The 13,375-nt window shown below is 70.5% G+C and carries 12 protein-coding genes; 7 read left to right on the top strand and 5 right to left on the bottom strand.

Annotated features, from left to right (window positions below):
• Window positions 1-38 precede the first annotated feature (38 nt).
• The 6 genes from IO36_RS03880 to IO36_RS03855 all read left to right on the top strand — a co-directional run bounded on the left by IO36_RS03880 (window position 39) and on the right by IO36_RS03855 (window position 6,806).
• The gene (locus tag IO36_RS03880) at window positions 39-824 is read left to right on the top strand and encodes a glutamate racemase (protein ID WP_037616008.1); all 786 of its coding nucleotides are present in this window, start codon (window positions 39-41) and stop codon (window positions 822-824) included.
• A gap of 240 nt (window positions 825-1,064) precedes the next feature.
• Window positions 1,065-1,610 carry a hypothetical protein gene (locus IO36_RS03875; protein ID WP_037616006.1) on the top strand — a complete coding sequence of 182 codons (546 nt, stop codon included), beginning with the start codon at window positions 1,065-1,067 and terminating at the stop codon, window positions 1,608-1,610.
• 102 nt (window positions 1,611-1,712) lie between these two features.
• Complete coding sequence (gene lnt / locus IO36_RS03870; protein WP_037616005.1) at window positions 1,713-3,362, top strand: apolipoprotein N-acyltransferase; 1,650 nt, start codon at window positions 1,713-1,715, stop codon at window positions 3,360-3,362.
• A gap of 84 nt (window positions 3,363-3,446) precedes the next feature.
• A complete protein-coding gene (locus tag IO36_RS03865; protein WP_037616004.1) occupies window positions 3,447-3,920 on the top strand; it encodes an NUDIX hydrolase in 474 nt (157 codons plus the stop codon).
• Window positions 3,921-3,980: 60 nt separating this feature from the next.
• Window positions 3,981-4,781, top strand: a complete 801-nt coding sequence (locus IO36_RS03860) for a 3-hydroxybutyrate dehydrogenase (RefSeq protein WP_037616003.1) — start codon at window positions 3,981-3,983, stop codon at window positions 4,779-4,781.
• A 99-nt stretch (window positions 4,782-4,880) separates the two neighbouring features.
• Entirely contained in the window at window positions 4,881-6,806 is a 1,926-nt protein-coding gene (locus IO36_RS03855) for a helix-turn-helix domain-containing protein (protein WP_037616001.1), read from the top strand.
• Window positions 6,807-6,855: 49 nt separating this feature from the next.
• On the opposite strand, the gene IO36_RS03850 is transcribed toward IO36_RS03855, so the two are convergent.
• The 4 genes from IO36_RS03850 to IO36_RS03830 all read right to left on the bottom strand — a co-directional run bounded on the left by IO36_RS03850 (window position 6,856) and on the right by IO36_RS03830 (window position 10,717).
• Window positions 6,856-8,241, bottom strand: a complete 1,386-nt coding sequence (locus IO36_RS03850; protein ID WP_037615999.1) for an MFS transporter — start codon at window positions 8,239-8,241, stop codon at window positions 6,856-6,858.
• A 335-nt stretch (window positions 8,242-8,576) separates the two neighbouring features.
• Window positions 8,577-9,110 (bottom strand): hypothetical protein, encoded by a 534-nt coding sequence (locus tag IO36_RS44150; RefSeq protein ID WP_051899962.1) that lies wholly within the window; start codon window positions 9,108-9,110, stop codon window positions 8,577-8,579.
• 57 nt (window positions 9,111-9,167) lie between these two features.
• Window positions 9,168-9,476 carry a hypothetical protein gene (locus IO36_RS03835; RefSeq protein ID WP_037615997.1) on the bottom strand — a complete coding sequence of 103 codons (309 nt, stop codon included), beginning with the start codon at window positions 9,474-9,476 and terminating at the stop codon, window positions 9,168-9,170.
• A 539-nt stretch (window positions 9,477-10,015) separates the two neighbouring features.
• Window positions 10,016-10,717, bottom strand: a complete 702-nt coding sequence (locus tag IO36_RS03830; RefSeq protein WP_158997198.1) for an SMI1/KNR4 family protein — start codon at window positions 10,715-10,717, stop codon at window positions 10,016-10,018.
• A 68-nt stretch (window positions 10,718-10,785) separates the two neighbouring features.
• Here IO36_RS03830 and IO36_RS49285 point away from each other — a divergent pair, with 68 nt between their 5' ends.
• Complete coding sequence (locus IO36_RS49285) at window positions 10,786-10,911, top strand: hypothetical protein (RefSeq protein WP_425535507.1); 126 nt, start codon at window positions 10,786-10,788, stop codon at window positions 10,909-10,911.
• Window positions 10,912-11,482: 571 nt separating this feature from the next.
• Here IO36_RS49285 and IO36_RS43680 read toward each other — a convergent pair.
• Window positions 11,483-13,336 carry a peptidoglycan recognition protein family protein gene (locus IO36_RS43680; RefSeq protein WP_063764819.1) on the bottom strand — a complete coding sequence of 618 codons (1,854 nt, stop codon included), beginning with the start codon at window positions 13,334-13,336 and terminating at the stop codon, window positions 11,483-11,485.
• Between the last annotated feature and the right edge of the window lie 39 nt (window positions 13,337-13,375).

Raw genomic sequence — 13,375 nt, 5'->3', positions numbered from 1 at the left:
ACGGTCGCCCGTCAACACGGATCGTCTATGGTGACCGGGTGAAGATCGCGCTCATGGACTCAGGAATCGGACTGCTCGCTGCTGCCGCCGCGGTGCGTCGACTGCGGCCCGACGCCGATCTCGTCCTCTCCTCCGACCCCGGCAGCATGCCCTGGGGCCCCCGTACTCCGGAGGACGTCACCGCGCGTGCCCTCGCGGTCGCCGAGGCCGCCGCGGCCCACCGGCCCGACGCGCTGATCGTCGCCTGCAACACCGCCTCCGTCCGCGCCCTGCCCGCCCTGCGCGCCCGCCTCGAACCGGAGGTGCCGGTCATCGGCACCGTCCCGGCCATCAAGCCGGCCGCCGCGGGCGGCGGACCCGTCGCGATCTGGGCCACGCCCGCCACCACCGGCAGCCCGTACCAGCGGGGACTGATCGAGGAGTTCGCCGCCGGGGTTGCGGTCACCGAGGTGGCCTGCCCCGGACTCGCGGACGCAGTCGAGCACGCCGACCAGGCGGCCATCGACGCCGCGATCGAGGCCGCCGCCGCGCGCACCCCCGAGGATGTGGCCGCCGTCGTCCTCGGCTGCACCCACTACGAACTCGTCGCCGAGCGCATCCGCGCGGCGGTGCAGCGCCCCGGCCGCCCGCCGCTCGTCCTGCACGGTTCCGCCGGGGCGGTCGCCACCCAGGCACTGCGCCGGATCGGCGAGCTCCCCGACCCGACCGCTCCCGCCACCTCCACCGTCACGGTCCTGCAAGGCGGACGCGAGGGCGCCCTGACCGCCACGGCGCTGACCTACGAGGAAGCCCGCATGCTCTCGACGGTCAGCCCCGCGCGCTGACCACCGCGGGCCGGGCAGCCCGAACGGTGAGGTCGCGATACGGGGCCACCGAGTGGTGAGCCTCCACGTACTACGAGCCGGATGCCGGGGCCGCCGAGCCGTGAGCCCCATGCGCCCAGGCCGGCCGGGCCGAGCCCCGTCCACGGGCGGGGCACGCGCGCGGCACCGGTGCCTCCTCCGCCCGCACCACTCGGCGCAGAGACCGGTGCCCGCGCAGCGGAACCTGAGTAGTCTCAAGACATGAGGGACCACCCCCACGGCGAAACCTCCCCGCACCCGGAGATCTGGACCGGGCGCGCGCGGAACCGCGTCCAGTGGCTGCCCGCCCTGGCCGGCATGGCCTGTCTGGCGCTCGGGATCGAGCTGGCCGTCACCTCCGGCGGGACGTCGGGCACGGCACCGCTGGTCATGTCCGTCGTCGGATGCATCGCCGCCGGACTGCTGATCCTCTTCGGCACGCTCGCCTTCGTCCATGTCGCCGTGCGGGTGGACGAGGAGTCCCTGGAGGTGCGCTGCGGCCACATTGGAGTGCCGCGCCGCCGCATTCCGCTCTCCACGGTCGTCGGCGCCGATTTCGCGCCGAAGGTCACCCCGCGTCAGTGGGGCGGCTGGGGGTACCGCTGGCGGCCCGAGCAGGGCACCGCCGTCATCGTCCGGCGGGGCGAGGGCATGGTCCTGCGCCTCGGAGACGGCCATACGTTCACGATCACCGTGGACAACGCGGAGGCGGCGGTCCGGGTCATCCGCGGCCGGCTGCGCCCGGACCGGACCGGCGTGGGACGCTGACAAGGACCTCGTGGCGGTGACGTGCGCCAGGACCGGCCAGGCCCCGTTCCACCCGTCGGGCCGAGCTGTCCGCCCCCAGGTCAGGCGCCGTACACTCCCGGAGTGACCGCCACCGCAACCACCGTAGACGAGCCGGACCAGCTCGAACCCCAGGCCGCGCCCGCCCCACGTGGGTCCGCCCTGGTGCGTCGTCTCGCTCCGGCCGCCGCCGCGGCACTCTCCGGAGTGCTGCTGTACGTCAGCTTCCCGCCACGGACCCTGTGGTGGCTCGCCCTGCCCGCCTTCGGGATCTTCGCGTGGACCCTGCGCGGCCGCTCCTGGAAGGCCGGACTCGGCCTCGGCTACCTCTTCGGCCTCGGCTTCCTGCTGCCCCTGCTGGTCTGGACCGGCGTCGAGGTCGGCTCCGGTCCCTGGCTCGCGCTCGTCGCCGTGGAGGCGATCTACATAGCGCTCGTCGGCGCCGGGATCACCCTCGTCGGGCGGCTGCCCGGGTGGCCCCTGTGGGCCGCGGCCGTGTGGATCGCCGCGGAGGCGGCACGCGCGCGTGCGCCCTTCGGCGGCTTCCCCTGGGGGAAGGTCGCGTTCGGCCAGGCCGACGGCGTGTTCCTGCCCCTCGCCGCGGTCGGCGGCACCCCGGTCCTCGGCTTCTGCGTCGTCCTGTGCGGCTTCGGGCTGTACGAGATCGTCCGCCTCGCCGTCGAGCGGCGCGGCACCGGCGTCCTGCGCCGCGGCGCAGCCGCGGTGGCCCTGCTCAGCATCGCCGTCCCGGTGCTCGGCGCGCTCGCCGCGCGGATGCTGGTCAGCGACAAGGCCGAGAACGGCACCGCCACGGTCGCGCTCATCCAGGGCAACGTCCCGCGTGCGGGCCTCGACTTCAACGCGCAGCGCCGCGCCGTCCTCGACCACCACGTGGCCGAGACCGAGCGACTGGCCGCCGAGGTCAGGGCGGGCAAGAAGCCCAAGCCCGACCTGGTGCTCTGGCCCGAGAACTCCTCCGACATCGACCCGTACGCCAACAGCGACGCCCGCTACGTGATCGACTCGGCGGCCAAGGCGATCGGCGCCCCCGTCTCCGTCGGCGCGGTCGTCGAGCGGGACGGCAAGCTCTACAACGAGCAGATCCTGTGGGACCCGGTGAAGGGCCCGGTGAACACCTACGACAAGCGCCAGGTGCAGCCGTTCGGCGAGTACCTCCCCCTGCGCCCGCTGCTCGGAGCGATCAACAAGAACTGGACCAGCATGGTCCGCCAGGACTTCAGCCGGGGTACAAAGCCGGGTGTGTTCACCATGAACGGCACCCGTGTCGGTCTCGTCACCTGCTACGAAGCGGCGTTCGACTGGGCCGTGCGCAGCACCGTCACCGACGGCGCGCAGATCATCTCGGTGCCCAGCAACAACGCGACCTTCGACCGCAGCGAGATGACGTACCAGCAGCTCGCCATGTCCCGCATCCGCGCCGTCGAGCACAGCCGCACGGTCACGGTCCCCGTGACGAGCGGTGTCAGCGCCGTGATCATGCCCGACGGGAAGATCACTCAGAAGACCGGCATGTTCGTCGCCGCCAACCTGGTCCAGAAGGTGCCGCTGCGCTCCTCCGAGACCCCGGCCACGAAGCTCGGCATCATCCCCGAGATGGTCCTCGTGCTCGTCGCGGCGGGCGGTCTCGGCTGGGGGGCCGCCACGGCGCTCCGGTCGCGCAGGAACACCGGCGCCCAGGATGACGCCCTGGCTGGCACACCGGAAAACGGCTAGGCAGAACGACCCGCCGCCCCGCGCACAGGACGACTCCGTCACCCGTGCGCGGGGCGGCGGCTTTGCGCGGATAGGGTCGGGCCCATGGCAACTCCCGACTTCATCCGCACCATCCGGGCCTTCGCCGGCCATCAGCTCCTCTGGCTCCCCGGAGTCAGCGTCGTCGTCTTCGACGACGAGGGCAGGGTCCTGCTCGGCCAGCGCTCGGACAGCCACAAATGGGCGCTGATCTCCGGCATCCCGGACCCGGGGGAGCAGCCGGCGGCCTGCGCGGTGCGCGAGGTGTACGAGGAGACGGCCGTGCACGTCGAGGTCGAGCGCGTCGTGATGATCCAGGCCACCCGCGAGGTGACCTTCGACAACGGCGACGTCTGCCAGTTCATGGACACCACCCTGCGCTGCCGCGCGATCGGCGGCGAGGCCCGCGTCAACGACGACGAGTCGCTCCAGGTCGGCTGGTTCGACGTGGACGCCCTGCCGAAGCTGGACGACTACGCGCTCCGCCGGATCAAGCAGGCACTCCTCGACGAACCCACATGGTTCGAGCCCACCACCTGAGGGTGAAGTGTGTGCGCTGACCACATCGGTGGGGGCCCGGGGGCTGCCTAGGGTCGAGGTATGACCGCGCCCAGCGCCCTCCCGGGCCCCCACGCCTCAGCACTCGACCTCGGCGGCCGCACCGCCCTCGTCACCGGCGCCGCGAACGGCATCGGCCGCGCCTGCGCACTGCGGCTCGCCGCCGCCGGGGCCAAGGTGAGAGCGGTCGACCGGGACGCCGATGGGCTGGAGGCCCTGGCCGGGCAGTCGCAGGGACTGGCCGGCACGGTCGAACCCGTCCTCCTCGACCTCACCGACCTCGACGCGGCCGAACAGGCCGCGGCCGGCACCGACGTCCTCGTGAACAACGCAGGACTGCAGATGGTCCGCCCCCTCGAGGAGTTCCCGCCCGAGGTGTTCCACACGGTGCTCACCGTGATGCTGGAGGCGCCGTTCCGGCTCATCCGCGGCGCCCTGCCCCACATGTACGGCCAGGGCTGGGGCCGCGTCGTCAACGTCTCCTCCGTCCATGGGCTGCGCGCCTCGGCGTTCAAATCGGCGTACGTCGCCGCGAAGCACGGCCTCGAAGGCCTCTCGAAGACCGCGGCCCTCGAAGGCGCTCCCCATGGAGTCACCTCGAACTGTGTGAACCCCGCCTATGTGCGCACCGCACTTGTCGAGAAGCAGCTGGCCGATCAGGCCCGCGCCCATGGAATCCCGCCCCAGCGCGTCCTGACCGAGATCCTGCTGCGCGACAGCGCGGTGAAACGGCTCATAGAACCGGAGGAGGTCGCGGAGGCGGTCGCCTACCTCTGCACCCCGCAGGCAGCCTTCATCACCGGGACCTCACTGACCCTCGACGGGGGCTGGACCGCGCACTGAGCCGGAGTCCGCCTTGGCCCGCACCCCCGCCCACCTGCGCTTTTCATGAGTTGTCCACAGGGCGGGGGCGCCGCGCCGCGGATGCGCGATCCTTTTGCCATGTCCCGCGATCACCTGCCATCAGCCGAGCGCTCCGCCGACAGCGCGGAAGCGCCGTTCCTGGAACTCCTGGCCAAGGGAGCGAGTGCCGACGCTTACGAGCGGCCGGTGCTGCTCGCCCGCGCCGAGGGTCTGTCCGAGGAGCGCGTCGCCGCGCTCGAACAGGCCAAGGAGCTCGCTCTGCGTGTGCGCACGGAGATAGAGGGACGGCGCCGGCGCGAGGCCGAACTCTCCGCGCTCTTCGAGACCGCGCACGACCTCGCGGGCCTGCGCGACCTGGACGCCGTGCTGCGGGCGATCGTGCAGAGGGCCCGGTCGCTGCTGGGCACCGACATCGCCTATCTCAGCCTGAACGACGCCTCCCGGGGCGACACCTACATGCGGGTCACGGAGGGCTCGGTCGCCGCGCGCTTCCAGCAGCTGCGGCTCGGCATGGGCGAGGGCCTCGGCGGACTCGTCGCGCAGACCGCCCGCCCGTACGTCACCGACGACTACTTCAAGGACGAGCGGTTCCAGCACACCCGCACCATCGACGCGGGTGTCCAGGACGAGGGCCTCGTCGCGATCCTCGGCGTGCCCCTGATGATCGGACCCCAGGTCATCGGCGTCCTGTTCGCGGCGGACCGCAGAGCGCGGGTCTTCGAGCGGGAACAGATCGCCCTGCTCGGCTCGTTCGCGGCCCTGGCCGCCGCGGCCATCGACACCGCCAACGCGCTCACGGACACCCGCTCCGCCCTGGACCGGCTTGGCCGGGCCAACGAAATCATCCAGGACCGCAGCGCGGTGATCGAGCGCGCCTCCGACATCCACGACCGGCTGGCCGAACTCGTCCTGAGAGGCGGCGGCGTCCAGGACGTTGCCGCCGCGGTCTCCGAGGTCCTGGACGGCACCGTCGAGTTCGCGGATCCCGGCGACACCCCGCCTCTGGCCATGGAGGCCGCCCGCACCGGCGGCCACGCCGTGCGGCACGGCGACGGCTGGGTCGCCGCGGTCGCCGCCGGCGGCGAGCTGCTCGGCGCGCTGGTGCTGCGCGGCCATCCCCGCCTCGACCCCGTCGACCAGCGCACCCTGGAGCGCGCCGCGATGGTCACCTCACTGCTCCTGCTCGCCCGGCGCTCCGCCTCCGAGGCCGAACAGCGGGTCCGCGGGGAGCTGCTGGACGACCTGCTCGACGCCCGGGACCGCGATCCCGGCCTGTTGCGGGAGAGAGCGGCCCGGCTGCGCGCCGATCTCGACGGACGGCATGTGGTGCTGGCGGCACGGCTCGACGCGGTGGGCGCCGACGCCGGCCAGGAGGCCGGAGCGCGCAGACGGCTGTGGTCGGCTGCGTCCCACCTCGCCGCCACCCGCCAGGGACTGGCCGCCGCGCGGGACGGCGGAACCGTCCTGCTGCTCCCGCTCGGGCCGGGCGACACGGCGACGGCGCTGGCCCGCCGCACGGCCAAAGACCTGGGAACCGCCGTCCAGGAGCCTGTGACCGTGGGCGCCTCCGCGCCGCTGGACCGCCTCGCGGCCCACCCCGAGGCGGTCGCCGCGGCCTACACGGAGGGGCAGCGCTGCCTGGAAGCGCTGTGTCTGCTCGGCCGGGCGGGCGACGGCGCGGCCGCCGAGGACTTCGGCTTCCTCGGACTGCTGCTCGCCGGGGACCGGGACATCTCCGGGTTCGTCGGCAGGACGATCGGTCCGGTCGTGGCCTACGACGAACGGCGCGGTACCGACCTGCTGGTCACCCTCGACGCGTACTTCGCCAGTGGTATGAGCCCGGCGCGCACGAAGGACGCCCTGCACGTGCATGTGAACACCGTGGCCCAGCGGCTGGAGCGGGTGGGCCGCCTGCTCGGGGACGACTGGCAGAGCCCGGCCCGCACATTGGAGATCCAACTCGCGCTGAGACTGCACCGGTTGTCCTCCGACGGACCGCGCTGATCCCCGCACGCGGGAGCGCGTACGGGGATCGGGGAGTGCGGGACCGGGGTCAGACCGTACGGGCGTCCGCCGGTGCGACCGGAGCCGGCCAGTCGTCAGGGGCGGCCTCGATCGCGGACAGATCGCGGTGGCGGGTCTCCTTCGCGAGGCCCACGGCCACGAGCGTCAGTACGACGGACCCGATCACATAGAGGGAGATGGGCGTGGAGCTGTCGTAGGAGGAGAGCAGGGCCGTAGCGATGAGCGGGGCGGGCGCGCCTGCCGCCACGGAGGCGAACTGGGCCCCGATGGAGGCGCCCGAGTAGCGCATCCGGGTCGCGAACATCTCGGAGAAGAAGGCGGCCTGGGGCGCGTACATGGCCCCGTGCAGGACCAGGCCCACGGTGACGGCGACGATCAGGTTCACGAAGCCGCCGGTGTCGATCAGCGAGAAGAACGGGAACATCCACAGGCCGACGCCCGCGGCACCGAGCAGATAGACCGGTCGGCGGCCGATGCGGTCGGAGAGGGCGCCCCAGGCAGGGATGACGGCGAAGTGCACGGCCGAGGCGATGAGCACGGCGTTGAGCGCGGTCTGCCGGGAGACGCCGGCGGAGGTGGTGGCGTACACGAGGATGAAGGCGGTGATCACGTAGTAGCTGATGTTCTCGGCCATGCGGGCGCCCATCGCGATGAGCACGTCACGCCAGTGGTGGCGCAGGACGGAGACCAGCGGCAGCTTGGCCGGCTCGTCCGCTCCGGCGGCCTTGCGCGCCTCGGCCCGGGCCAACGCCTCCTTGAACACAGGGGATTCGTCGACAGACAGACGTATCCACAAACCGACGACGACCAGGACACCGGAGAGGAGGAACGGGATGCGCCAGCCCCAGGACACGAAGGCGGCGTCCGACTGGGTGGCGGTGAGCAGGGACAGGACGCCGGTCGCGAGCAACTGCCCCGCGGGCGCTCCGGTCTGCGGCCAGGACGCCCAGAATCCGCGCCGCTTGGCGTCGCCGTGCTCGGACACCAGCAGGACGGCACCGCCCCACTCGCCGCCAAGTGCGAAGCCCTGCACCAGACGCAGCGTCGTGAGCAGGACGGGGGCCGCCGCGCCGACGGTCGCGTGCGTGGGCAGCAGACCGATCGCGAAGGTCGCCCCGCCCATCATCAGCAGACTCAGCACCAGCAGCCGCTTGCGGCCGAGCCGGTCGCCGTAGTGCCCGAACACGAGCGCGCCCAGCGGCCGGGCCGCGAACCCGACGGCGTACGTCAGGAAGGACAGGAGCGTGCCGACGAGCGGGTCGGAGTCGGGGAAGAACAGCTTGTTGAAGACCAGGGCGGCGGCCGAGCCGTAGAGGAAGAAGTCGTACCACTCGATGGTGGTACCGATGAGGGACGCGGCGACGATGCGCTTGAGGTTGCCGGGTGTCGGGGGAGCGGATGCTGCGGAGGCCATGTGCGCCACTTCCTCGCGTGCGGTGGGGACGGGTACGTGTCGGCACACCGTAGGAACGCACAGGTCGGAGGCGTATGTGGTGGGGCACCATAGTTCGGGGCGCTGCTGTGCGTGCGGCCACCATGCCAACCCGTGCCGGCCCACGGAAGCGCGGTTCAAGGGTTCGAAGGTGGCCGGAGCGCGGGCTGCCGGAGACGCGCAGTTCGGAACGGTTTGACGGTGCCGTGCTGACTCCCGCGCTGGTTTGGTGCTGGCCACGTGCTGAGTCCGTCATCAAGCGCAATCACTTCCACGGCTGACGGAAGCCTGCCGCGATGGCTGCCCGGGGGCTGGGATCACCGGGTGTCCCACTCCGGCGCTGGAACGGAATCGTGCACTGTGTAAGCCCAGTCGTCGAAGTGCCCTGTAAAGAAGACCCGTGTCAGAAGGATGTCGCGGGCACGCTGGGCCCGGACCATCAGGCCAGTTCTTCCGATATTCGGTTCGCCTCCGACGGAAATCCGGAACTCCGGTCCGCGTGCCTGGGTGTACTCGCAGAAGCGGTCTTCAAGCTGAGATGGAACCTGGCCGATCAGGCGCATCCCGTCGATGGTGACCTGCGGCCCTCGTAGTGCGTCGACCGCAACGGCTGCCAACTCGCCAGTCTGCCGGGTATAGGCCGTGACGGCATGCAATGGGGAGAGCTTGCCCTTCGGGTGGAAGCAGGTCTGCCCTACCAGGGCGCCGGATCGAGACATTGGGGCTTCCTTGCCCACGAAGGCCGCCGCCTCCATCTCCGTGGCCACTGCTTCGAGGCTCATACCGAACCGAAGCGGACCGACCCTTTCGAACGGCGTCAGCGTCCATTGCGCGCGCTCGGAGTCATCCACCCCAGCGCACCTGGCACGGACAAGATGGAGGCTCTCAGCACGATCCTGCCCGCGCCGCTAACCCCGGGCTCCCAGGTCCGTGCCCGCGGGACGCTTGCTCGCCCGGATCAGCCCGATGCTGAGAGCCAGGAATAGGACGCCGACTGTTCGTTCCGCCTGATGCATCAGATCGCTGGAAGAGATCGAGCCAGCCGCAATCAAGGACATGCCGACGGCGCACACCAACGCTCCCACGCCGTATGCGCGCTTGTATTTCACACCCGGCCGGATGTTGGGGAGCACCCAGCCAAAAGCGATCGCTGCGATGCCACCGACGGCGGCCACCAGGGCACACAGGGCAAAGAGTGCTGCGAGGTAGATGGCCATGGGTCCTCTCCGAGTTCCGCATCCAGGGCGGACGCCCGCGTGATCTTTACAGCCCCCGCACCCTACGTCCACACCTGCCCGCATTCCGCCGCCACCCCCTCAAACCGTCTCCACGCCGTTCGCCTGCGACCCCGCCGCGAGCTCACCCACCTGGCTCGGGTTTCTCGGGCAGATCTGGCCCGACGATCCGGACGCCGTCGCAGCACTGCAGGAGTGGTTCGGGTACATCCGGTCCGGGCGGACCGATCGGCATAAAATTCTCCTGGTCGTCGGTCCCGTTAGTGCAAGGGGACCTTCGTGCGCGTGCTGAAAGAGCTGGGCGGCAAGGAGAATCTGGCCGGCCCCACGCCGGCCGGTCTGGGCACGGACTTTGGCCTGTCCACGCTGATCGGCAAAACACAATCTGCGTCGGTGAGGCCTGTCGTCAGCTGTTGGCCGAGGGGCCCGTCAGTGCGGTCGGGCCTGCCTTGCTTAGGTACATAGACCGAGACGCCCTACGCAGTAGCGGAGAGCTCTGGTGCAGAGACACCGGGCATTGATCATCGAGCTGCCCTCTCGCGTTGCTCAAGCCACTCGATGTACCAGCTACGGAAGGTGTGGCGGTCTCCGTTCGCATCGACGTACGGCTCGAAGGGCGGGTTGTACGCGCAGTCGCGGTCGCGGAGTTCCCCGCGGTGCGGGCCGACGACGATGAGCCAGCCGGTCATCCCGCATCCGTTGTCGCTGATGGGGATAGCGCCCCGCACTCGTTCCAGGAACCAGGCATCTTCGCCGACGTCGCCGAAGACCTTGCGGTAGTCGCCCAGATAGTCGTCGTCCTCGTCACGGGTGGTGGGTGCGTACCCGGAGGCACGAAGGGTTGCCATCTGCTGGTCGGCCCAGTCTTCCGTCTCGACGAACGGCCCACTGGGGTCCAGCAGATGGGGATGGTCCTCGTCGTTGTCCCAGATCCATGCCCACTTCGCGTCGATTCGGCGCAACGATGTGAGCTCAAGTGCCGGTCCGGGGCCGCCGGCTCCGACCTCCGCCAGAAACGTGCGGTACTCCTCGGGGAGCGCGACACCGAACTGTGCTTCCACCTCGGCGATCTCCGCGAGGGTCAGGACGGGTTCGAACGTCGGGTATCGAGACGGCCCAAGGCCACGGGCTCGACGCTCGGCCTCCTCCACTGCGATCACGCGCTCCCGAACTCCTGACCAGTACACGCGCGCTTTCACAGCCCTCCTGTCGACGGTGAGCACGCACACTAGTCCCTTTTGCGGATCGGATCGCCGACCCGGCAGAGGAGGCTCGCCAGCTGAAGGAAGCGGTGACGTCGCATGCGGTGGTGGACCAGGCGATCGGGATGATCGTGGCCATGGCCCAGGTCATCCCGGAGGAAGGCCGGACTGTCCTGTGGGAGGACACGCAGCACACCAACCTCAAGCTGCGGTAAGTCGCCGAACTCGTCCTGCTGTGGGGGCGATCGGGTGAGATCCCGGAGGGAGTCCAGAGCGAGCTGGGGGAAGCCCTGGAGCGCCCGGCCCGGTGCGGATCCCCAGGCTTGGCGAACCACAAAACGGCGGCCCGCACCTTGTGATTCATTGGCACCTCTCCTGGACAGCGGGAGACTGCTGGCTCTCATCGACCGTGCAGGAAGTGGGGCACGAGGCCGGCCTTGTAGCTGTGGTGCCGCCGTCGGTCGCGTGCGCCAGGGCTGGGCGGTCCGAGGGTCGCCGAGGACGACCGACGGCAACCGACAACGACAAGCGAGCCACAGACGTCGGCGGCGGAACCCCAGGTCACAGCCCCACCAAACGGGTCTTCCTCGAGGGCCGGCCGTCAGGCGACATGGGGTGTTACCTGCCGAACGAGGGCATGAATCGGCCCCTCACCAGTGTGTTTCCCGCAGGTGAGGGGCCGTGTCAGGCGGCTTGGGCCGCTTCCGGGCCGTCATGGGCGTGACCGGCGACGGCCCGGCACATCGCACCGAGATGTCCAATCCGTCGGGGCCTGCCGGACGAGTCCTAGAACCTCCCCTGGTTCAGGGCGGTCTGCAGCGCCTTGACGGTGGCGGGACCCCAGATCCCGTCCACGGTCAGGCCCGCCCCGGCCATCGCGTTCAGAAACGTCTGCAGGGCCTTGTACGTCGCGGGTCCGGTGGCGCCGTCCTCGGTGAGCCCGGCGTTGGACCAGACGTTCAGGTGGTGCTGGAGCGCCCGCTTGGAGTCCGGCCCCCACTGGCCGTCCACGGTGACGCCGATCGCGTGCTGTGTCGCCCGAATGGTCGCGGGCCCGAAGTCGCCGTCCACGACCAGGCCGGCACCGTCGTCGATGTACGCGAAGTACGCCGCCTCCGTCGCCGGGCCCCACATCGCGTCGGCGCTGACACCCACCTTGCCCTGCAGCCAGCGCACACCCGTGGCCGTCAGTGGCCCCCAGGCACCGTCTTCGTTCAGCGCCGGGCTGTAGCCCAGGCCGTTGACCGCCCACTGCTGGTACTTCACGGAGCGGACCGACGTCATACCGCCGCCCCCGCCACCGGAACCCCCGCCCGCATAGGCCTTGTACGCGGCCTCGGTCCCCGGACCCCACAGACCGTCCGCGCCCGTCCCGACCTTGCCCTGCAGCCACCGCACACCCGCGTCCGTCAACGGGCCCCAGATACCGTCGGTGACCAGCGCCGGGCTGTAGCCCAGGCCGTTGACCGCCTGCTGTTGCGCCGCCACCGAACGGACCTGCGTCATACCGCCCCCACTGGTGCCGCTGGAGTCGGAGCCGGAGCCGGTGTACGTTCCGGTCGCGTAGTCGATGGGGCGGATCCCCGCCACCATGCCGCCCTCCACCCAGGCCTGCAGATGCCCTCCGGGACAGTTGGTGGAATTGCCGGGGAGTCCGCCGTGGTAGGTCTTGGCGAGGGTTCGGCCGGTCTTGTCGACCGCCATCTCGTAGAGGCTGCGGATGGCCTGGAGCGCGACCTCCGTGGCGTCGCCGTTCTCCCCGATGAAGCAGACGCCGATGTGTGTGGTGTTGGCCCCGTAGGCGTGCGCACCCTGCACGTACCAGCCCCGGCCCTCGAAGATGCGGCCGCTGGTGTCGACCAGGAAGTTGTAGCCGATGTCGGACCAACCGTTGGAATCCATGTGGTAGTTCTGGATCTGACGGGGCGTCTGCGAGGTGGGTCCGTCCGAGTAGTGGACGGTGAATCCGATACGGGAGCTCAGGTCCACCGAGGTGACGTCCTTCGGCGGACGCGCACCCCACGCACTGCGCGGGTAGAGGTACAGCATGTCGGCGTCGGGACCGGCGCCGGTGCCCCCGCCGGGCACGACGAAGTCGCCGCGCTGAACGTAGGGATAGAGGTTACCGGGGCAGTCGGTGTGCGTCTTCAGTCGGACGTCCCGGTGCCCCACGATCCTGAAGCCCGCGTTCCACTCGTTCTGCAGGAAGCCGCACAGGTCCCTGAAGGCCGCGGCCATCGCCGGGGTCACCGGGTCGTCGGCGCCGATCATGCCCATCACGGCGTAGTAGTCGCTGTTGGCGCCGGGCATCTCCTTGCTGTTCGCGGCGGACCGCCGGCCCAGGCCGCGCCCCTCGTAGATGCTGCCGTGCTTGCAGATGAGGAAGCTGTAGGGGATGTCGTCGTACTCGGGTTCCTTCTGATGGGCCTCCACCAGGACGTCGCCGATGATGTCGTAGTGCATCGCGTCGTCCTGGACCTTCCTCACCAGGCCGGCACACTTGTCGTGGGAATCGACGGCGAAGTTCCCAGCCCCCTCGTGGTGCACGACGATGCCGCCGAGCCATGGGCTGAAGCTTTCCACATCGATCTTCTTGGGCGGCTGAGCGCCCCACTCACTGCGCGAGATGATGGTGACCATCTGGGTTCTCCCTGAATTCTTGCTGCTGAGCTTGCCGGC

The organism is Streptomyces aureus (assembly GCF_000725495.1).
GTDB classification, from domain to species: domain Bacteria; phylum Actinomycetota; class Actinomycetes; order Streptomycetales; family Streptomycetaceae; genus Streptomyces; species Streptomyces aureus_B.
The sequence above is the reverse complement of the archived record's forward strand: the minus strand, read 5'-3'. Positions and strand labels throughout refer to the sequence as shown.

Bases quoted from the DNA above. Each gene is read 5' to 3' on its own strand.
- IO36_RS03850 (WP_037615999.1), bottom strand. From the start codon at position 8,241: ATGGCCTCCGCAGCATCCGCTCCCCCGACACCCGGCAACCTCAAGCGC.
- IO36_RS03835 (WP_037615997.1), bottom strand. From the start codon at position 9,476: ATGGCCATCTACCTCGCAGCACTCTTTGCCCTGTGTGCCCTGGTGGCC.
- IO36_RS43680 (WP_063764819.1), bottom strand. From the start codon at position 13,336: ATGGTCACCATCATCTCGCGCAGTGAGTGGGGCGCTCAGCCGCCCAAG.
- IO36_RS03860 (WP_037616003.1), top strand. From the start codon at position 3,981: ATGACCGCGCCCAGCGCCCTCCCGGGCCCCCACGCCTCAGCACTCGAC.
- IO36_RS03875 (WP_037616006.1), top strand. From the start codon at position 1,065: ATGAGGGACCACCCCCACGGCGAAACCTCCCCGCACCCGGAGATCTGG.
- IO36_RS03865 (WP_037616004.1), top strand. From the start codon at position 3,447: ATGGCAACTCCCGACTTCATCCGCACCATCCGGGCCTTCGCCGGCCAT.
- IO36_RS03855 (WP_037616001.1), top strand. From the start codon at position 4,881: ATGTCCCGCGATCACCTGCCATCAGCCGAGCGCTCCGCCGACAGCGCG.